General features: G+C 41.9%; 14 protein-coding genes. 9 read left to right on the plus strand and 5 right to left on the minus strand.

The annotated features are described in order from the left end of the window. The first annotated feature begins 206 nt into the window (after nt 1-206). Nucleotides 207-4,730: a DUF4347 domain-containing protein gene (locus ACFE93_RS06115; protein WP_375472475.1), complete on the plus strand. Its 4,524-nt coding sequence runs from the start codon at nt 207-209 to the stop codon at nt 4,728-4,730. Between the two features lie 416 nt (nt 4,731-5,146). Here ACFE93_RS06115 and ACFE93_RS06120 read toward each other — a convergent pair whose 3' ends face one another. Continuing rightward, nucleotides 5,147-5,500, minus strand: coding sequence for a hypothetical protein (locus ACFE93_RS06120; RefSeq protein ID WP_375472476.1), 354 nt, complete (start codon nt 5,498-5,500; stop codon nt 5,147-5,149). 150 nt (nt 5,501-5,650) lie between these two features. Beyond that, nucleotides 5,651-5,803: a hypothetical protein gene (locus tag ACFE93_RS06125; protein ID WP_375472477.1), complete on the minus strand. Its 153-nt coding sequence runs from the start codon at nt 5,801-5,803 to the stop codon at nt 5,651-5,653. A gap of 307 nt (nt 5,804-6,110) precedes the next feature. On the opposite strand from ACFE93_RS06125, the gene ACFE93_RS06130 reads away from it, so the two are divergent. The 6 genes from ACFE93_RS06130 to ACFE93_RS06155 all read left to right on the plus strand — a co-directional run bounded on the left by ACFE93_RS06130 (nt 6,111) and on the right by ACFE93_RS06155 (nt 11,461). Continuing rightward, nucleotides 6,111-6,506, plus strand: a complete 396-nt coding sequence (locus ACFE93_RS06130; RefSeq protein ID WP_375472478.1) for a hypothetical protein — start codon at nt 6,111-6,113, stop codon at nt 6,504-6,506. A gap of 674 nt (nt 6,507-7,180) precedes the next feature. Then, nucleotides 7,181-7,522, plus strand: a complete 342-nt coding sequence (locus ACFE93_RS06135; protein ID WP_375472479.1) for an NINE protein — start codon at nt 7,181-7,183, stop codon at nt 7,520-7,522. 21 nt (nt 7,523-7,543) lie between these two features. Next, the gene (locus ACFE93_RS06140; RefSeq protein ID WP_375472480.1) at nt 7,544-8,248 is read left to right on the plus strand and encodes a helix-hairpin-helix domain-containing protein; all 705 of its coding nucleotides are present in this window, start codon (nt 7,544-7,546) and stop codon (nt 8,246-8,248) included. A gap of 738 nt (nt 8,249-8,986) precedes the next feature. Then, complete coding sequence (locus ACFE93_RS06145; protein WP_375472481.1) at nt 8,987-10,135, plus strand: acyl-CoA dehydrogenase family protein; 1,149 nt, start codon at nt 8,987-8,989, stop codon at nt 10,133-10,135. After that, the gene (locus tag ACFE93_RS06150; RefSeq protein ID WP_375472482.1) at nt 10,125-10,874 is read left to right on the plus strand and encodes a PIG-L deacetylase family protein; all 750 of its coding nucleotides are present in this window, start codon (nt 10,125-10,127) and stop codon (nt 10,872-10,874) included. Before ACFE93_RS06145 ends, ACFE93_RS06150 begins: the two co-directional genes overlap by 11 nt. After that, entirely contained in the window at nt 10,871-11,461 is a 591-nt protein-coding gene (locus ACFE93_RS06155) for a class I SAM-dependent DNA methyltransferase (RefSeq protein ID WP_375472483.1), read from the plus strand. The genes ACFE93_RS06150 and ACFE93_RS06155 overlap by 4 nt, the downstream gene beginning before the upstream one ends. A gap of 231 nt (nt 11,462-11,692) precedes the next feature. Here the strand turns inward: ACFE93_RS06155 and ACFE93_RS06160 are convergent, their stop codons facing one another. After that, nucleotides 11,693-12,901, minus strand: a complete 1,209-nt coding sequence (locus ACFE93_RS06160; RefSeq protein WP_375472484.1) for a glycosyltransferase family A protein — start codon at nt 12,899-12,901, stop codon at nt 11,693-11,695. Nucleotides 12,902-13,039: 138 nt separating this feature from the next. Here ACFE93_RS06160 and ACFE93_RS06165 point away from each other — a divergent pair, with 138 nt between their 5' ends. After that, on the plus strand, nt 13,040-13,174 hold the full coding sequence (locus ACFE93_RS06165; RefSeq protein WP_375472485.1) for a hypothetical protein: 135 nt from the start codon (nt 13,040-13,042) through the stop codon (nt 13,172-13,174). A gap of 162 nt (nt 13,175-13,336) precedes the next feature. Here the strand turns inward: ACFE93_RS06165 and ACFE93_RS06170 are convergent, their stop codons facing one another. Further along, nucleotides 13,337-15,982, minus strand: coding sequence for an ATP-binding protein (locus ACFE93_RS06170; RefSeq protein ID WP_375472486.1), 2,646 nt, complete (start codon nt 15,980-15,982; stop codon nt 13,337-13,339). Between the two features lie 522 nt (nt 15,983-16,504). Here ACFE93_RS06170 and ACFE93_RS06175 point away from each other — a divergent pair. Then, nucleotides 16,505-18,754 carry a glycoside hydrolase family 65 protein gene (locus ACFE93_RS06175; protein WP_375472487.1) on the plus strand — a complete coding sequence of 750 codons (2,250 nt, stop codon included), beginning with the start codon at nt 16,505-16,507 and terminating at the stop codon, nt 18,752-18,754. A 210-nt stretch (nt 18,755-18,964) separates the two neighbouring features. Here ACFE93_RS06175 and ACFE93_RS06180 read toward each other — a convergent pair. Then, the coding region (locus tag ACFE93_RS06180) for a COR domain-containing protein (protein ID WP_375472488.1) at nt 18,965-21,237 on the minus strand (2,273 nt) is incomplete at its 5' end.

Below are 21,237 nucleotides of genomic sequence, written 5' to 3' on the forward strand. Positions count from 1 at the left end.
TTTATTTACGCCGTGCTGTACTAGTTCATTTATGGGCACTCCTGAAATACTGCTTTACAATAACAGGAATTGGCCTGATGATCAAAAAAGGAAATTAATGGTAACAAATAATTCATTATTACTGTTAATAATTGTGTGAAAACCCTGTAATGACAAAGCTTCAGTCAGTTTGAGTTTAACTCATAACCTTAGTTTAAGGTAACAAAATGGCAACGTTACATACTCCACACTTGCAATTAAATTCCGTAATTCCCACCTTATATACGCATAACCTGGTTTTCATTGATACGGCAGTTGAAGACTACCAGAGTTTAATTAACGGTGTTATCCCCAGCACCGAAGTATTCGTTATTGACCCGACACAGAACGGTATTGATCAAATTACGCAGATTTTGGCAACTCGCGCTGACCAGAATCTTAGCAATATTCATATTGTTTGCCACGGTGCCCCCGGTAGCTTGCAACTGGGTAACACTCACTTGGGACTTGATACCCTCAAATGCCATAACCAGCAACTGCAACAATGGCAGAAGATATTTTCCGCCTCATCTAAAACCGCTAAATCATCTATAACCAATTTACTCATCTATGGTTGCAACGTAGCTGACGGTGATCTGGGGTCAGAATTTATTGGCAAACTGCACCAACTTACAGGAGCGAATATTGCTGCTTCGCGTCAGCTGATAGGCAGTGTGGCATTAGGCGGCAATTGGGATCTGGAAGTTTGCATCGGTGATATGGAACTGACTCTAGCGTTTTCAGAAACGACGCGAGAAGCTTACGCGGGAGTACTGGCAACCTTTACGGTAAATAGTACCGGGGACGCAGATGATGGCGATCCGAATAATGGTATCACTACATTGCGGGAGGCAGTTAACTTAGCTAATGCTACTACCGGGGATGATGCGATCGCCTTTGGGGGAGTTTTTACTGATGCTACCCCAGATGTAATAACCCTCACCTCTGGAAAACTGACCATTACCGATGATGTGAGCATCTTGGGAACTGGCGCATCTCAGCTGACTGTGAGTGGTAATAATACTTCCAGAGTATTCGAGATATCGGGACTAGCGACAGGTGTTACTATTGATGGGCTGGCGATCGCTAGCGGCGGTATTCAAATCAATTCAAATTCCATCCTCAGCCTGACAGCAAGCAGTATTTCTGGCAATACAGAGGAAAGCGGCATCTCTAATAACGGCATCCTCAATCTAACGGGAAGTACTGTCTTTGGTAATACCAAAGGCGGAATCTATAACAGTAGCATCCTCAGCCTTACGGGAAGTAGTGTTTTTGGCAATACGAGTGACTTCGGCGGTGGCATCTATAATGACGGTTCCAACTTAAGAGTCAGTACTCTCAACATAACGGCAAGTACTGTCTCTGGCAATACGGCAAACTACGGTGGCGGCATATACAATAAAGGCGGTACTCTCAACATAACAGCAAGTACTGTCTCTGGCAATACGGCAAACTATAACGGCGGTGGTGTCGTTAATGGAGATGATGGTGGCTATTTTGGCGGTTCAGCTACTCTAACTAACAGCACTATCTCTGGCAATACAGCGAATGATGAAGGTGGTGGCATCTATGATTCTGGCAGCTACACAGGCGACAACCTCACTCTGATCGACACCACAATTACTAGCAACATAGCTGACTCAGATGGCAATGGTGTTGGCAACGGTGGGGGCGTTGCAAGTTATGGTAGCCCTATGAACGTTACTAACACCATTATTGCAGGCAACTTTGACAATTCCACCTCCGGTGATATACACCCTGACGTGTCCGGTGACGTCACTGACTTTGGCAATAATTTGATTGGCGATAATACTGGTAGTACTAACTTTACCACCAGCACTCTTGTTGGCACAATCGCCAGCCCCATTGATCCAAAAATCGGGCCACTGCAAAATAACGGTGGGGCAACCTTTACTCATGCCTTACTTGCAGATAGTTCCGCTATTAATGCTGGGAATAATTCCCTAGTTCCTGCTGGTGTCAGCACCGATCAAAGAGGAGCTGGATTTGACAGGATATCCGGCGTTGCAATTGATATTGGTTCTTATGAAGTCCACCCTATCATAATTACGCCACCTGATAATCCTGATCCCCTCGTACCCACCATCAGGATCATTGCAACTGATAACACTGCCGATGAAAACAGTGGCGATACTAGCATTTACCGCATCAGCCGCAGTAATAGCAGTGGGGCATTAACAGTCAACTTCTCTGCCAATGGTAATGCAAGTATCGCAGACTACAACTTAAGCGTGGGTGGCAACCCTGTCATTGGCAACAGTATCGTGATTGCTGATGGACAAAGCTATGTAGATATCACCCTGACGCCTGTCAATGATATTCAGGCAGAAGCGGCAGAAAATCTTACTCTCAGCTTGGCAGCAGATTCAGCTTACCAAATCGATAATGTGGATTATACTGCCACAGTAGCGATCGCAGCCAATGATTTAGTAGTGACTAACACCAACGATTCTGGAGACGGGTCGTTGCGGCAAGCTATCCTCAATGCCAATGCTACTGCTGGGGCAAATATTATTACCTTTGCGGGCGTATTTAGTGATGCCACTCCAGATATCATTACCCTTACCTCTGGTAAATTGACGATTACCGATGATATTACCCTTTTTGGGACTGGAGCATCAAACCTCACCGTCAGCGGAAATAATGCCTCAGGCGTATTCGAGATATCAGGGACAGGGACAGATGCCAGCATTGATGGCTTGAAGATTGCTAACGCTAACGATCCCTTTGGCGGTATTTTGCTTGATAACAATACTAGCCTCAACTTGACGCAAACCACTGTCTCTGATAGTAGAGGGACAGTAGGCGGCATCTTTAACAAAGGCACTCTCAGCTTGACAAGAAGCACTGTCTCTAGTAATAGGGGGTCATCGTTAGGCGGAGGTATATTTAACAAAGGCAACCTCAGCCTCACTAACAGCATTGTCTCTGGCAATAGTGCATCTACCAGTTACTCCTCTGCCAGCGGTGGTGGCATATTTAATATAGGTACTCTCAGCCTTACAGGAAGCACTATCTCTGGTAATGGGGTTTCCGCCAGTGGTCTTAATCGTTATGAGCCTGACCCTTACTCTTCATACGGTGGTGGTATCTTTAACTCTGGCAGTGTCAGCTTGAGTAATAGTACTATCTCTGGTAATTCAGCACTTTCTGGAGGCGGCATATCTAACTCAGGCATCCTTAACATCACCAACAGTACTGTCTCTGGCAATACGGCAAGTGGAGGAGACGGTGGCGGCATCTCTAGCTCAGGTATCCTCAATCTGAACAGCACCACGATTACCAATAACACCGCAGAAGACCTTTACAACTGGGGAGGCGGCACTGGTGGAGGTGTTTCTGGTGGCGGGACTGTGATTGTTGCGAACACCATCATTGCAAGCAACTTCAACAACAGGAATCTCTACGGCGGCGACATCAACCCCGACGTTTCCGGCGACTTCACCGACGGCGGTAATAACCTGATTGGAAATAACACTGGTAGCGCTGGTTTTACTACCAGCAGCATCGCTGGCAGTAGCGCCAACCCTATCGCTCCCAAACTTAGCCCACTGCAAAATAACGGTGGTGCAACCCTTACCCATGCCTTACTTAAGGATAGTCCTGCCATTAATGCTGGTAATAATGCCCTGATTCCAGCAGGTATCACCACTGACCAACGCAGCATCGGATTTGACAGAGTATCTGAGGGTACAGTTGATATTGGTGCATTAGAGTTCAACGGTTTGATTGGAACCAGTGGCGCTGATAATTTAGTGGGCAACAACTACGCTGACATAATTGATGCTGAAGGCGGGAACGATATCATCACAGGTAATCAAGACAATGACTTCCTAACTGGTGGCGGTGGTAAAGATAAATTTGTTTACAATTTAGGTGACGGTGTTGATACCATCAGCGATTTTGGTGAGTTAGGAAAAGGCTCAAATCCATCGGCAGCAATCGTTGGCGAATTGGATACACTCAAATTCCAAGGAACTGAATTGACTGCCCGAAATCTGCTACTTACCCAGAATAGTAACAATCTGGAAATCACTTTTGAAGGCGTAGCAGATGACAAAGTTATCCTGCAAAACTTTGCCCTGGAAAACTTAGACAACCTTTCCAGCATCGGCAATATCCTGTTTGATGGGCAAAGCAGCATTCGTGATAGTTTTGATGTCTTTAATGCCAACTCCACCCAAAGCACCATCTTCAACAAAAACACAGTTACCTTTGTCAATGACCTGAACAATAATGTCAATGGCTTTGATAACTCAGATGATGTCATTAATGGTCAGGGGGGTGATGACCGCATCGACGGCAAGAGTGGCAATGACCTATTACGCGGTGGTGCAGGTAACGATACCCTACTTGGTGGTGCTGGCGATGACATTCTTATTGGTGGTAGAGGTAAAGATATCCTAACTGGTGGTAGCGGTCATGACCAGTTTATCTACCAAACCTTGACCGTTCCCAGTGATACAATCACTGACTTTCATCAGAGCGAGGATAAGTTAGTCCTCACTAACCTGTTTAAGAGTCTGGGTTACACTGGCAGCAATCCCATCGGTGATGGCTACCTACATTTTGTGCAATTGGGTACTTCTACACAAGTTAGTTACGGTAAGGATTACACTGACACCTTTGTGACTTTGGATAATTTCACCGCGACAAATCTGGTAGTCGGTAGTAATGTCCTTGTCTAGCGTTTAGATTTAGCATGGTATGGCGGGAATACACTTTTGCCGGACATCATAACTAGTACAGCTTGGCAAAAGTAAGCAGACCATTAAAAGCTACGAAAATTCGGCAGACTGCAAGGCTTAAAAATGGTATGTGTATTTAAGCCGCATGGTATTGGGACAGACCACTAGTACCGCAAGGCGGAAGTCAAAAGTCACGCATAATTGTATTTCGGGCTTTTACACCATTTGAAATGGTATGTTTATTTACGCCCTGCTGTACTAGTACAATGTCTAACCTAGTTTTAAGGGTTTGTAGTAAGGACTTTAGTCCTTACTACAAACTTGCTTACCCATCAATTTCAAATTGACAGACTATTAGCAAGGATTTTGGGAAACGCATAATTAATTAAAACTATAGCGTCAGCCTTTATACCTAATTATTCTCTCCTTATATCTAACTGTACTTGCAGTCCATCATTGTCATTGCCTGACTGAGCCGGTGTTAAGAAAACTGAAGTGTCTGGCTGTGATAATGATTCGTTAAAGCGGATTTTGGCTGGAGCTTTATTGTCTCTTCTATTATTGTTGGAAATACTTGCTGGATTCGTTTGCTCAAAAAAACTTCTAAAGTCATCTTGGGCTGTTTTCCGATCGATTCCAACTAGAGAATCACCAGTTAATCTATATTGTCCAGGATTTGAGTTTGATGCTGGTGATTGGGCATAGACTTGGCTTCCTAAGCTTGCAAAGGCTGCTGTAATCCCCAAGAAAGCAATAATTTTGGCGTTCATTGTTTTATCAAAATTATGTTTAATATTGCTTGTCTATTATTCTCTGGGAAAAATCTTTTGATTAACTCTATCGTTAGGTTCAACTATAATAATTTTATTGCGTATATACTTATCGTGTCAATGATTTTTGCTATTTTAGGTATTAACAAGTTATCGCTTTGACATCTCTTTGGAAGTTGGATTATCTGGTTCAGTTTCTTTGCGATCGCAGTTAAGTTCGTTGAGATATGCCAGCATTAAATTAAGGATATTTAACCCGGATTTCTCACAAGACTTTAAAAAATAGGGGTCAAAAACTGCCATAATGTATATTGCAAAAAAATTCTAGCATGACCAGCACTACAATTTTTGTTACATTATTACAAATTTGTTACTAAAATAACGAGTTTAGTTACCATTACAACGATTTTTGTTGTAAACATCATAATTTTCGTTATAAGGTTACAAATTTAGTTAGTATCACTACGATTTTCGTTACAAACATCATAGTTTTAGTTGATATTACTGAGTATATTGTTATAATAAACACTAGAATTCAGGGGTTTTACCCAACCAAAATTAGGCTTTAGTAAGGCAAGCTAGCTCTAGAACACCATAAAAAAACATAATTATGCCTCGTCAAAAGCGTACATATCGCGTTCTAGAAAAAGCTGAATTAAGAATCGCCGGACTCAAAGCAATCGATCCCAGCATGGATTTTGGGGATGCTCGCAACTTGCAAAATGTCGCACAAGTAATTCAGCAGTACCGCAGTAAAATAGATGCTTATAATACCACTCTGGCTGTAATTGACTCTTATAAAAGTGAGATGAAAGAGTTAGAAAAAACTTTGAGCGATCTGAGTGAAAAAATGCTCCTGGGAGTTGCCTTTAAGTACGGTAAAGATAGTTATGAATATCAGATGGCGGGTGGTGTTCGCAAAAGCGATCGCATCCGTAAAAGCAGAGCAACACGCTTGAAAGCGACTTTAGAGGAAGTAACTACTAAGGATGCTATAACTGCATAAAAGCACCTCCGACTTAAGTCTGCACTATTGAAACAAAGCCTGTTTTTAGCAGGTTTTTAGGCACAAACAGGAATTATGCAGAGTAGAACAAGAACTGCTAATCGCTGTCGTACTTGAATTTTACATTGTTCTCTTGTCTAAAACACCAAATAAGGCAAAACTTAAGTAATTTTTTATGCTGTGTATTTTACTTTAGTCATCAGAAACTTTACGTAATTCTATTGATGTAACTATAAGTAAAGTCGGTAAAATTTGTGAGGTTTAACAGATATAAATTAACTAAAATTAGTTTTAAACAACAATCAATATCTGTTAAACTAAACAATTTTGTAATAACCAATCGATAGTTTATCAGCAATTATTGCTCAACATAACTTTATCTACTGATGAGCAACTTGAATAACCAAAGACTAAAAATTAAACTTCATCAGTTACGCTTAATTCCATATCTAGCAATTGGTTCTCTAATTTTTTATTTCAATTCCAATCTAGATTTAAACTACATAGTTAAAGGATATTTAGTCTTAATTGAATCTCAGCTATGTATAATCGTTATTTATTTTTTGACAGCAAGGTTTACTAGTAAACCACATAAATAATCAAAAAACGTCAAAAAGTTTTTTGTATTATATGCCAATAAATATTTATTAGATTTAATTAAGTAAAGAAATACTATGAAAACTAAATCTACAACAATTCTGCTTTGCTTTTTTGGCGGAGGGCTGGGAATTCACAAATTTTATTTAGGAGAAAATGTAGCAGGAATTTTGTACTTATTGTTTTGCTGGACTTGTATTCCAGCTTTAATAGCCTTTGTTGAATTCTTCGGGCTAATTATAATGTCAGATACCGAATTCAACACAAAATATAATAAAGGTCTAGCAAGCGCAGGTGGAGCAGTATCTGCTAAAGATGCAACTAGTGCCTTAGCTGATTTAAAAAACCTTTTTGATTCTGGGATAATTACCGCAGAAGAGTATGAAGAAAAGCGCCAAAAGCTTTTGAAATATTTGTAAATAAAAATTATCAGTCGATTTATGATGTCACAATCTAAATCTTGGTTTCAACAAACTCCTGCTTGGGTGTGGTTATCATTAATTCCAACATTGGGGGGATTTGCGATTGTCTATGCAGGTTATAAATCCCAGACTAAAAGTTGGATTGTCATAGGAATTAGCATCTCTACTTTAGCTTTAGCTTTATCTGCAAATAATTTAGCCTTTGCGATCTGGATAGCTCAAATTGGTGTTGCTTTCTATCTCAAGAAATCTTTTTTAGTCAAAACCTATCCAAAGAATTTACCAATTCCCGAAGAACAAGAATTAGCGAAGTTAGTTGCGAGTACTCGTGAAAAAGTAGATATTAATCAATGCTCAAAACATGAACTAGTTAATTATTTAGGTCTACCTATAGTTTATGCAAATAACATCGAATCATTGATGAATGAGGGATATGTTTTCACCCATGTAGAAGAGTTAATCGAAATAGCCGGAATTCCCGAAAAGCAGGTAACTCGAATTACACCACTGATTACTTTTAGCTACAACTACAAAAAAGAAGCTGATTTTTCTTGGAAACGATTAAACACATATTCAACTGATGAATTGATTACCTGTGGATTAGATGGAGCGATCGCAGAACAAATTGTTGCCGAAAGGCAGCAACGAGGTGAGTATAAATCATTGATTGATGTAAAGCAGCGTACTGGATTACCTTTTACTACTTATCGTCATATAGCTTAGTACAGGTCGTCATAAAAAAGGGTCAGCCCCTTCTCTGCGAGACGCTACGCGAACGGGGAAGTCAAAAGTCAAAATTAATAATCCCCATAAATAAATTTAGGGACAAGTAAACGGACGCCGTATTTCTCTCTACGAGACGCCAAGGGCGAACGCGCAACGCGTCTCGAAATACATTTTTTTCTTCTCCATAAATCAATTTAGGGGCTTGTATCATGAGTCTTTTTCGGTCAAAATTTTATCAAGGAGCCAAACTAAAATACTTAATGATTCCTCTTCACATAACCTGATAACTGCGGCTTGATTTCTGTCCCTTTTTAATCACGCTCTGTACTTAGTTCGTTGCCTTTGAACCTGACTTTACAAGGGAACTGTCTAAGCTGCGTTAATATCAATCTCTTTCTTTGGTAGAATTGAGAGTAGCGAGTAAAGATGACCAATGTTGATAAGTTTATTACCTTGTCTTGTATTCAGTTGATAAATATACCCACGTTCAACTAACGTCCTAGCGTCAGGACGCGGTTGAGGCGTTGTATCAGTTGTGAATAAGTAAAAAGTTCGTTATTTAAATTTTCCTCCTTTTTATTGAGTATATAATCACACAAAAGATAGAGGCATTAAACGACTTAATTTCATTATTATCAACAATGCATAAAAAAAGATTATACAAAGGAGTCGGTTATTAGCATCCAACTACCACAGAATGTCGTCATTCCTAAATGGCATGATTCCAACATTACTTTGGATCTCAAACGTGCCACAGAAATTGCTGATTATTGTGCAAATAATGCCAGTGTAATAGATTACAATGGTGCTTTTCCCAAGCACGAGTTTGAGTTAATTGCTAAGGCTGGGTTGTTGGCTGCACCATTGGCGAAAGAATTAGGCGGATGGGGTGCAGGAATAGATGCTAGTGTTACCTACGAGCTTCTAATACTATTAAAACAGATAGGGCATGGCAATCTAGCAGTTGGGCGAATTTATGAAGGACATATCAACGCTCTGCAACTGATTCAGACCTTTGGTACTGGAGAACAAGTCACAAGCTATGCTCGTGACGCCCGCGAGCATCACAAAATATTTGGCGTTTGGAATGCCGAAGCCTCAGATGGTGTTAAGGTAATTCCTTGTGAGAATGGACGTTATCGGTTGGAAGGTTCTAAAACGTTTTGTACTGGCGCAGGCTATGTGGAACGTCCTTTCGTTAATGGAGTATTGCCAGACGGGGGTTGGCAAATATGCATTGTGCCGATGGAGGAAGTGACAACAGTTAGCGATCCAGCTTGGTGGCAACCTTCTGGGATGCGAGCTACTGCTAGTTATAAAGTAGATTTTAGCGGTGTAGAGTTGGATCAAAGCGCTTTAATCGGACAGCCAGGAGATTACTATCGACAGCCTTGGTTATCTGTTGGGGTGATTCGGTTTGCGGCTGTGCAATTAGGTGGGGCAGAAGCACTGTTTAACCTGACTCGCCAGTATCTCCAGGACTTGGAATATACGAACGATCCATATCAAAAAGAACGGCTGGGCAGAATGGCGATCGCCATTGAAAGTGGTAATCTCTGGCTGCGGGGGGCTGCGGATAAGGTAGCAGCGTATGCACCTATATTTGGTGGTTATCCCACAGTTCCCCAGCCGCAAGCAGACCAACTCGTTGCCTATGCAAACATGGTGAGGACAGCAATTGAACAAATTTGCATTGATGTGATGCAGTTGTGCGAACGTTCTGTTGGGACTCGTGGCTTAATGCCACCAAATCCGATGGAACGCATCATCCGGGATTTGACTCTGTATCTGCGTCAACCTGCTTTTGATGCATCCTTGGCAAATGTCGGGCAGTATGTATTGGGTGAAAATAATCCTGCTGATTTGCTTTGGAATGATGAATAAATCTGGCTTGATTGGATTACCACTAAGCAATCCGAATGGTTTGCCTTGGCGTTCAATTAACGAGATCGCTTGTAGTTCTGCACTAATTGTCGCACCCCATCCTGATGATGAGACGTTAGGTTGTGGAGGTGCGATCGCGCTGTTACGCTCTTTAAATTGTCATGTACAAGTTTTAGTCATCAGTGATGGTACACTTTCACACCCTCGTTCTCTGAAATATCCCGCAGATAAACTCCGGGAATTGCGGGAAGCTGAAACGCTATCAGCAATGAAATTGCTAGGTGTAGAGGGAAATGCTGTCAGCTTTTGTAGAATACAGGATGGGTCAATTACAACACAGTATGAAAGTGCAGTAGCTAGCTGTTGTGCTTACATTACAGAAATCGCCCCAGAAATTATCTTTTTACCGTGGCGATATGACCCTCACGCAGACCATCGAGCAACGTGGAAGTTAATTAAAGCAGCGCTGGATGATTTGAGCTTATTCCCTCGATTGATTGAATATCCGATTTGGGATTGGGACTGGGAGCAACGGGGGAGTTTGCCAGCATCTCTGAAAGTGACAACCTGGCGGTTAAATATTAGCGCAGTAGTGGAGTTGAAACAACAAGCGATCGCTGCTTATCGTTCCCAAATTACAGACTTAATTGACGACGATCCAAAAGGCTTTCGCTTGACTCCTGAAATGTTAGCGAACTTCACTCATCCTTGGGAAGTTTATATAGAGGAAAACCTATGAACCCGTCACAATCTGATTCTTTACCACCCAGCTACTTCGATAAACTCTACAGCGAAAACCTCGACCCGTGGAGATTTGAGACAAGCGAATACGAAGCTAAGAAATATGCTACCACAATCGCAGCTTTACCCAAAGAGCGCTATCGGTCTGCCTTTGAAATCGGCGGTTCCATTGGCGTTTTAACTGAGAAATTGCAACAGCGTTGTGACTCACTCCTCTCGATTGATGTATCAAAACTGGCACAAGATAGAGCAATAGAGCGCTGTCAGCATCTCTCCAATGTCAAGTTCCAGATTATGCGTGTTCCAGAGCAATATCCTGATGAAATGTTTGATTTAACTCTAGTCTCGGAAGTTGGCTATTACTGGAGCTGGGAAGACCTGAAAAAATCGCAACAGTACATTTTAGAACACCTAGAACCTGGAGGACATCTACTTTTAGTTCATTGGACACTCTATGCTCGTGATTATCCATTGAGTGGAGATGAAGTTCATGACTCGTTTTTTGAGTTGATCCCAAATAAACTGCGGCATTTAAAAGGTCAACGGGAGGAAGAATATCGACTTGATTTATTCGAGCGAGTCTGAGAAATAAAATGAGTCTTATTTTTTGGTGTTTAGTTTTACCTTTTGGAAAAAACGGCTTTGGATCTCCCTAAGTGTTACTGTAGGCGAACTCCAAAAAATAAATTATCCAATTTATCGAATCAAAAGGACTTTTCCTCCCCCTGCTCTCTGCTGCCTAAAAAGCAATGGGATATTTTTTATTTGGAAGCGTTGCCCTACTTTCGGCTAACGCTTCCCCTTAGCAATTAGCAATTACTGACGTAAACTCTCAAGACACAAGCGCAAATCCCCAATTGCTTGTTTAATATCCACGTATTTCCAGCGCGAAGCCCAAGTTTGTTCTTCTTGCTGGCGTTCTTCGACTAGTTCAAACAACTGACCAAAGGAATAAGGTTGCGTTAATTTCTCGACAAGCCATTGGGCTGAAACTCCCAGCATCTCTGCCAAGGACGTGACACTGGGATAACATGGCTGATAGCCATTGAGAGCGCACCACCACATCAATCGTAATTGGCGACGTGCAACAAAACGAGTTTCGATAGCAGCTGCTGGCTCGACTACAAATGCTTGCTGTTGCCGTCCCATTTCTATCCATTGATTCAGTTGATTTGCTAAACCGACATTAGTACGTCCGATTTGTCTTGCCGAAGTTACTACCCGCACTAGCAAACTGTGGCGGAAACGGGCATTTATCCGTACCAAGGCACGGTAAAAAGCCACATCTTCAGGAGTCCGCACTGGCGGTAAGCCTCCTGCCAGTGCATACATTTCTGCTGTTACTGCTAAACTTGCTCCATAGTGTTGATAGTGACGGGGAAAGCTGTCATAGGGGTCGGGATCGAGATAAGTTTCTAATTCGCTAATTAAATAGCGGTAGCCCACTTCACGCAAAAAGCAAGCTCTGGCGTAAGGGTCTAAAGCCGCACGACCAGCACGCTCAGTGATAATTCGCCCACCGACAGCATCAGCACCACAGTTAATTTCGTACAGGTTGGCAGCAATCCAAGTTGGGCTTACTTGCGAGTCTCCATCAGTTGAAGCAATTACCCCCTTTGTACGTCCTAAACTAGACAAACGGCGGTATGCTTCATCCATCAAAATCTGTCGCACTCGACCAATATAGGCTTGTGCAGGTGGCAGAGTTTTTTCAACTACATGCAGTGCTATATCTGGATGTTGCCCCGCGAAACTCTGGGCTATAGCTGCTGAATCATCGCTACAATTATTTGCCAACAAAATTATTTCGTAGCGTCTGGGATCTAAAAGCTGTCCTTCTAGATCAACTTGATGTATCAAGGCAGTAAGGGTCGCTACCAATGTCTGAGCTTCATTGCAAACTGGAACAATTACACAAACTTCACAATGCGGTGAAGGCGGTACTTGGACTAAAGTTTGAGAAAAGTCTTTATCAAGTTGTACAGATGGAAAGTCAGCAACGAGGAGTGAGCGCTTACTTTCCATAAAAACCATTTTTCCATCTCCAGGAACAGCGACACAGGATATTCATCTACAATCGAAAATTATTAGTAATTTGTAATACTATTTTGAATGTTCTTTGATTTACTTGGAATCTACCTACAGTAAGTAGATCGAAAACTTTTGGAGTTTGACGAAATCAGAAAGGTTTGGGCAAATGCTTTTAGACTGACAAAAGCGTTGGTTTGCGATCGCCTACGGCGGGCGGGTACACCATCGCAGAATAGTCCATTTACAACAGAGTTACTCGAAAAGTAGATTCTAAGTACATTTGAATTAATATTAATTCTCAGGTAACTCCAAAAATTAAATTACTTAATTCCTCCATCCAAGACGACTATGCAGATATTTTCTTACCATGCTCAAGAACAGCTTAACAACAGCTCACTTTGCGATTAATTATTTTTTATTGGGAAGTCCTTAATCCCCCAATTCTCCCGCCTTTTTCCAAGGAAGTTTGACTGTAAATCGACTACCTTTACCTAACTGACTTTCGGCGTGGACAGTTCCACCATGCAACTCGACAATTTTTTGCACCATTACTAATCCTAAACCCGTGCCTGGAGAACGAGGGTTAGAGGCATTTTCAACTTGCACAAAAGGTTGAAATAATTTAAAAAGGTCATCGGAAAGCATCCCAATCCCCGTATCTACCACGCTGATAAAGATATATTCATTGGTGGAACTTGGCTGAACTTCAATCCAGACTTCGCCTCCTTCTTTAGTAAACTTGATCGCATTAGTCAATAAGTTGATAAATACTTGGCGGATGCGGGGTTCATCAACTTGAATGGGTTCGAGTTCTTCAGATACTTCTACCCTCAGCCGGATATTTTTTTGGAATGCCAGATGTTTGACAAAACTTAGGCTGGAGTCACATAATCCCTGAATCGAAGTAGCAGCTAGTTGTAGCTCTATCTTGCTGGATTCGGTGTCGGTAAAGTCAAGGATTTGGTTAATTAATTCTAGTAAGTTTTTACCGCTAGATTCGAGCATATTTAGAGACTGGCGCTGTTCTTCACTCACAGGGCCGTACATTTGATCTTTGAGTGCCTCTGTGATTCCTAGAATGGAGCTTAAGGGATTTCTCAGATCGTGGTTGATGTTTCCTAAAAAGGTGCTTTTGGCACGATTTGCCACTTTTGCAGCTTCTTTAGCCTCATGCAGTGCGGATTCTGCACGTTTGCGATCGCATACTTCTAAAGTCAGGGCGACAAATTCCGCAATTGAGCTAACAAAGTTTTGTTCGCTCAGTTCCCATTTTCGGGGAATATCAACCTGTTCAGATAATACTGTTCCCACCATTTGGCCTCCAACCCAAAGGCTGGTATCAAGTAGGGATACAATATTATTTGGTTCAAGCAATTTATCCCATAATTCTTGTACTCGTGAATCGCTACGAGTGTCAAAGACGGCAATGGTACGAGAAACCACCAGAGCTTTAAAGTAGATTAAATAATCTGCAAGGTTGCGTTCTAAACCTGCCGAATGTCTCTGATTGCTGCGTTCATAGAGACTTATGCATTGTAGCTTGGTGCGCTCGCTATTGAATAACCACACACTTACTCGCTCTACTTCTAAGGCATTGGCTGCTTTTTCTGCGATTACTTTGAATGCTGTTTCTAAATTTCCTTCAAAAACCGCTTTGTGATTTGCCAGTTCTGCTAGTACTTGATTATACTGACCCAGTTTTTGCTCCCTGTTGCTGCGTTCTTGAATCTCCTGCTGTAATTCTTGAGTTCGCTGCTTAACTTGCAGTTCTAACTCTTCATTTTTGGTAGTCAGTGCAGTAAAGCTTTTGCGTAACTCCTGTAACATCTCGTTAACAGATCCACCCAGCACCTCTAATTCTTTAATACCTTGTACTTTCACCACTGAGTCTGCGCTGTTGGAAAAATCGGCTAAATCTTTCGTCGCCGTGCTGAAGTACAAAATTGGCTGAGTTATCCACCTCGCAGTCACAATCCCCAATATAGTAGCTAGTCCCAACGTTCCCAAACAGAGAAAAATTATAGTTTGAATGTTGCGATTAATTTGTCCCATAAAGTCTGCTTCTGGAACAGTCACCACAATCAACCAGTTGACATTTGGTTCGCCCTGTAACGGTCTAACTTCTAAAAATTGCCGTTTGCCGTCAAAGGAAAAATCTAGTTGCTGTAAACTTTGAATTTGGTCAAAGTTACTAAATTTAGTTGTTAAGTATTTAGCGGTTGCTTGAGTCAAAGAATTCCCGCTTTGGGAAGCTGCTAACCTAATAGGTTTACCATTTTGGAAGCGGAATGGTTCTTCGCTTGTGGAACTTGCAACTAATAGCCCCGATCGCTCGATAATAAAAATTTGCCCAGACTTGCCAACTTTGATGTTTTGCAGCAAATCCCCAATTTGTGATAAGTGAGTGAGAGTGCTGTTGACTCCGAGTAATTCGCCTTGGGAGTTATAGATGGGTTGAGATGCACTAATCAGGAGTGTTGGTTCAGTACGGGATGTAAAAATCTGACTAAAGCTGAATTTTTTGACGGTAACTGCTGTTTGATAATCAGGACGCGATCGCGCATCATAGTTTTTAATCACCTCTGGTAATTGAGTACGTTGACCTTGAGAGTCAATTATGTAGGTGTAGAGATCGTACCCAGTTGACTTATCGGCTTTTCTAAGTAAAAATTGGCGATCGTTGAACTTCTCCACCGCTAAATATTCTTGCTCATTGCTTGCAGTTATTGCCAACGCATCTGGAAAAATCTTTAACTGCTCTATTAAGTATGACTCCCAGGTTGCCAGATTCTCTATCTTCAGCAACCCCATGTTAATGAGATTTTGATTACTGCGTAGTACCTGACGCGGAGTTGTCAAATAAGTTTGTAAATTCTGCTCGACTCGATTGCCAACTTCATGACGTAATTCGTTAGCTACCTCATTAACTGCTTTTTGCCCGTTTCCGATTGATAAGTATGCAGTCAATCCCACAGCTAGCAAGATTTGCAGCAGAAACAACGCTACCAAGATGCGACTTAGAGGTACGCCTTTAAACAGGGAAAAAACACTACCTTGCCCAGTATTTTTATTCATCTGCCCACTTCCCCTTCCTGTTCTGTAGTATTGAGTACAACACCTCTAGTTTGCTGTCCTGTGGGCTTATGCATAGTTTGTACTCGGTCGGATCAAGTGCCAATATACCACTTATGGTAAAAGAACAAAACGTTACTTAACTGCACCTGTAGATTTTACCAGTCAAAAATTGTCCATCATAAAGACAAAGACGCGATAAATTGCCGTCTTTACAATAATCAGTCCTTTGTAGAGACGGCGATTCATCGCGTCTTGCTTTAATTATAAATACGAAAGAAATTGATGAAAAGCTGAATCAATTCGTAGTTAGTTGAGATTTATGAGTTATAACTGGCATTTTTAAAGAAATCTAACTGTAGACAGATGAAATTTGAAACGCTACTCTTATCAGAAGCGTATTTTTTAGCGTTCAGACTATCTTTTAATCTACGCGCTAAAGAAAAGGAGTTAATCACTTAAAGATTGCTCCTAATTTTACTGCATCCTGCCCACAGCCACCCTAAGACATAGGTTTGATCGCTCATGCTCAACGTATCCACTCACGATTCTCAACAAAATCAGCAACTAATTGACAATACTGACTGGAACGTTATTGAAACGGAGTTTAATCCGACGCAGTTACATCACAAAGAAACTGTCTTCACTCTTGGTAATGGGTTGTTAGGAGTGCGGGGTACGTTTGAGGAAGGGTATTTCCAAGATTTTCCAGCCACACTCATCCACGGTGTTTATGATGATGTGGCAATTACTCATACTCAACTTGTAAACTGTCCCAACTGGCTGCCATTAGTGGTGAAAGTTGCAGGCGTTCGCTTTAGCATGGACAGTGGTGAGATTCTCAACTATGAACGTCGGCTCGATTTACGTTTAGGTTTAGTTAGCCGTGATGTCCGGTGGCGTAGTCCTAGTGGTCATACCCTAGATTTTCACTTCGAGCGTTTCACCAGTTTAGCAGACCAACACGTTTTGGCGATTCGCGCTCAAATCACATCGGTAGACTTTGAGGGTGAAATTACCGTTGAAGCCGGATTTGACAGCGAACCAGATACTCAAGGCATCAAACATTGGCGAACCTTAAACCAAGGTGGTATAGATCGGATTATCTGGTTAAACAGTCAAACTCTCCACTCAGATATTCAACTTGGGATGGCAGCTAAGTTAGTGGTAGATGGTGACGAGACTAGACTGGTGAGCATCGAAAATGCTTCTAGTTCTCCCACTTTGACAACCACCTTAGAGTTATATCCCGGAAAAACGGTAACTGTAGAAAAGATTGTCACCCTGTTTACCTCACGAGAAACAGAAATCCCCATTGCCGCCGCCTTACAAAGACTTGCTGATGAACCGAGATATACTACCCTATTGGCTGCTCACATTGCTGCATGGGAGCAAGTGTGGCAAGACAGTGACATTATTATAGAAGGCGATCGCTTGGCTCAATTGAGTGTCCGTTACAATCTCTTCCAATTACTAGCGGTGACACCGCGTCACGATAGTCGGGTGAGCATTCCTCCCAAAACTCTCTCCGGTTTTGCCTATAGCGGACATATCTTTTGGGATACAGAAATATTCATCCTGCCCTTCCTCACCTTAACTCAACCAGCCCTAGCGCGTAACTTGCTCACCTACCGCTACCATACCCTACCAGGAGCTAGACGCAAGGCTCAAGAAGCAGGTTATCAAGGAGCGATGTTTGCTTGGGAAAGTGCCACTACTGGCGATGAAGTCACTCCGCGCTGGGTTCCGGCTCCCAACGGTGAATTAATCCGCATCTGGTGCGGTGACATTGAAGTGCATATCACCGCAGATATTGCTTATGCAATTTTACACTACTGGCAGACTACCAACGATGATGACTGGATGCGCGATTATGGCGCAGAAATTATCCTTGATACATCTGTTTTCTGGGAAAGTCGGGTGCAGTGGAACCAAGAGCGCCACAGCTATGACATCCTAGATGTAATTGGCCCGGATGAAAATCACGATCGCGTCGATAATAATGCCTTCACCAATCTCATGGTACAGTGGCATTTGCAGTCAGCTTTGCGACTGTGGGATTGGCTCAAACGAGCTTATCCAGAAACCTCTGCACAACTAGAGCAAAAACTCAACTTAACTACAGAGCGTCTGCACCATTGGGCGGAAATTCAAGAGCGTCTATTTGTCAATGAAGATGCTCAAACGGGTTTAATTGAGCAATTTGAAGGCTTTTTCCAGCTAGAAGACGTTAACCTTGCTGATTACGAACCGCGCAGCAAATCTCTGCAAGGTTTGTTGGGAATTGAAGCCACCAGCCAAAAGCAGATTCTCAAGCAGCCAGATGTATTGATGCTCTTGTATTTATTGCGCGATCGCTACGACTATAACACCCTCGCCACCAACTGGGACTATTACAACCAACGCACCGACCACAGTTATGGTTCTTCACTAGGCCCAGCCATTAACGCTATCTTAGCTTGCGACCTCAATCAACCAACCGAAGCTTATACACACTTTCTGCGATCGGCCTTGGTAGACTTAGAGGATGTGAGACTCAACGCAGCCGAAGGAATTCACGCTGCTAGTGCTGGAGGAGTATGGCAAGCAGTAGTTTTCGGGTTTGCCGGCATTCGGATGACTCAATTTGGCCCCATTGCCTGTCCCAATCTACCACCTAACTGGACACGTTTGAAATTTCGTCTGCAATGGCGTAACGAGTGGTATGACTTCGACTTACAAACTGAAACAGAAGTTAAAATTCCCTCCTTGGCAGAATACACGCTCGGAAATTAGTCAGGTTATCTTCGACTTGGATGAAGTTTTAACCGATAGCTAAGAGTTTACCTACGTTCGTCGTTCGCGCAGCGTCTCGAAGAGAAGACGTTGGCGCAGCGATCGCTTTTACAAAAGAAACCTCTCCCTAGTTTTAGTAGGCAAAACCTTCCCTCTCCGATTCGGAGAAGGACAGACTTGAACTTTAGGTCAAGCCAGGGAGAGGTTCTTCTAGCGAGTAACTGCTGCTTTAATCTTCTTACAGATATCCACCCAAGCTTGATTCTCTTGTGCTGAGTTCAGACTGTCTAAAGGTTGATTTGGAGGGTGCGCTGACTGATACTTTTCAATTTCTGTTTCCTCGTAGCTGCTAAAACTCAACGGTATCCAAATAATCGTGAGTCCTTTGGCTTTAGCTGCATTTAACAATGGCGGTAACTCATTCTCGGCAATAAAGTCTGATGCTAAAAAATCGGGGCTAACCAACAATACTGCCACTTTTGCTGCTGCTAAAGCATTTTCAATTTCTTTGCGCCACTCAGCACCGGGTTGAATTTTGGTATCGTCCCATACGACTATATTTTGGTTACGAATCATTGGCTTGAGGTGTTTCTGGAGTTTGGTAAACCACTCCTGATCTTGATGACTATAGCTAATGAAAACTTGATTTCTGATTATGGGTTCAGACATAGGTATTTGCAGATTTGGTGACGGCGGTAAAACATCGTCAATTAGTCTACGGACATCTACCATATCACCGCTATCTTGGCACTGGATTTGGTCGCGATTATTTTCTTGGAATTTGTACAACACGTCTCGGCGGTAAAAATGAGGCGTTTGACTATCCTTACAGCTTTCACAGTTGCAGGGAACAAGTGTTTGATATTGCAGACGTTCGTAAGAGTTATGAATTTTTTCTAGTTCATGGATGATAACTGCTAGCCGTTCTTTCTTGTGTTTTCCTGCTACGCGGACTTTAATTTCTCGTTGATTGTAGTGTTCAATCACTTCAGCACGGGTTTGGTCTTTAGCAAGAACAACGCCTGTTTTCCAAACTAGGGTTTGTTGTTCAATATCAGAGTGCATTTCGACTATAAAGCGGGTGAGAATACCTTTCGGCATGAAGTCATATTTATAACGCAGGATTAGGTTATTGGATTCATCCCAATTGAAATCAGGTTGGTTAACAGAGAGTAATTGAGGTGCGATATAAGTGCCGGGACGACTAGGTATTTCGTAACACAGTTTAAATTTCATCATTAGCCGCAACAGTTCTGGTCGCATATTGGCATATTTATTTTCGTGCCAAATATTTTTTAAATCATTGCGATCAAATTTACCTAGTTTTTTAATGACTTGAGGATTATCTAACACTTTGTAAACGGCATCTGTACCCCAAGTGGGCTTGAGAATTACAGTTTTTATTAAAAAGTCATCATCTTGGAAGTGAAGGCATACACCTAAATCATGCAGATAGTCACTGAGTTGGAGTTTATCCTCCTGTTTAGTAAAACCATGTTGATCACAGATGTTTAGATATTCTTCCAAGCTAATATATTCGCGAGAGTCACCTTCTAAAACTTCTCGCACTTTCACCCAGGTTTTAGGGAGTTCTATCCCTACATGAGGTAGGTTAGTAATATAATGTTTAATTTTATTTAAGATTTCTGGCAGACCGCGATCAGTGGCCAAGTTTGTAGTAAGTATTTCCTGAAAATTAGTGAATTCACGCCGTAACTCCCGCTCGTTTATTTCTCGTTTGCGCTCCTGCTTTTCATTTTTGATAATTAACAAAGGACTATTACCGCTCAGTAATTCAACTACATTTAACCAGTAGTAAAAATCTGTGTCTTCTTTGCGAGTATCAGCAACTAAGGCATAAAGAGAGCGTTTTGTAAGGAAAAATTGGTGGGTAGCATGGTAAATTTCTTGACCACCAAAGTCCCAAATATTGACCTGAAATTCTCTGTTATTGTCAAGCAAGAACTTCCATTTAATAACATCAATGCCTTCGGTGGTATTTTCATCTTGTTGTAACGTATATTTATTGTCTTGAATTTTTTTGGCTAGCGTAGTTTTACCTGCACCACCTTCTCCCACAATGAGTAATTTGGCTTCGTAGAGGCGATCAGTTTCTTGTTCAAGTTGTTGTCTGCAAAAGTCAAGAATTGCTTTAAACCCTTTCGTGATAATTTCTGGTGGAGGTGATTCTAGAGAATTGTACATAAGGTCAAGCTGGCTGAGGTTGAAGAGTTGACTAATCTCTGCTGGCAGCCTTGTAAGTTGATTGGAACTGAGGTAAAGCTTTTTAAGATTAGAGAGTTGACCAATCTCTACTGGCAACGCCTTTAGTTGATTAGCACTGAGGTAAAGCTCTTTAAGATTAGAGAGTTGACCAATCTCTACTGGCAGCGTCTTCAGTTGATTGGAGTAAAGGTAAAGCGTGCTGAGATTAGAGAGTTGACCAATCTCTACTGGCAGCGTCACTAGTCGGTTGGAGTAAA

Origin of the sequence: uncultured Nostoc sp. (genome assembly GCF_964247315.1) — a bacterium.
Lineage (GTDB): Bacteria > Cyanobacteriota > Cyanobacteriia > Cyanobacteriales > Nostocaceae > Nostoc.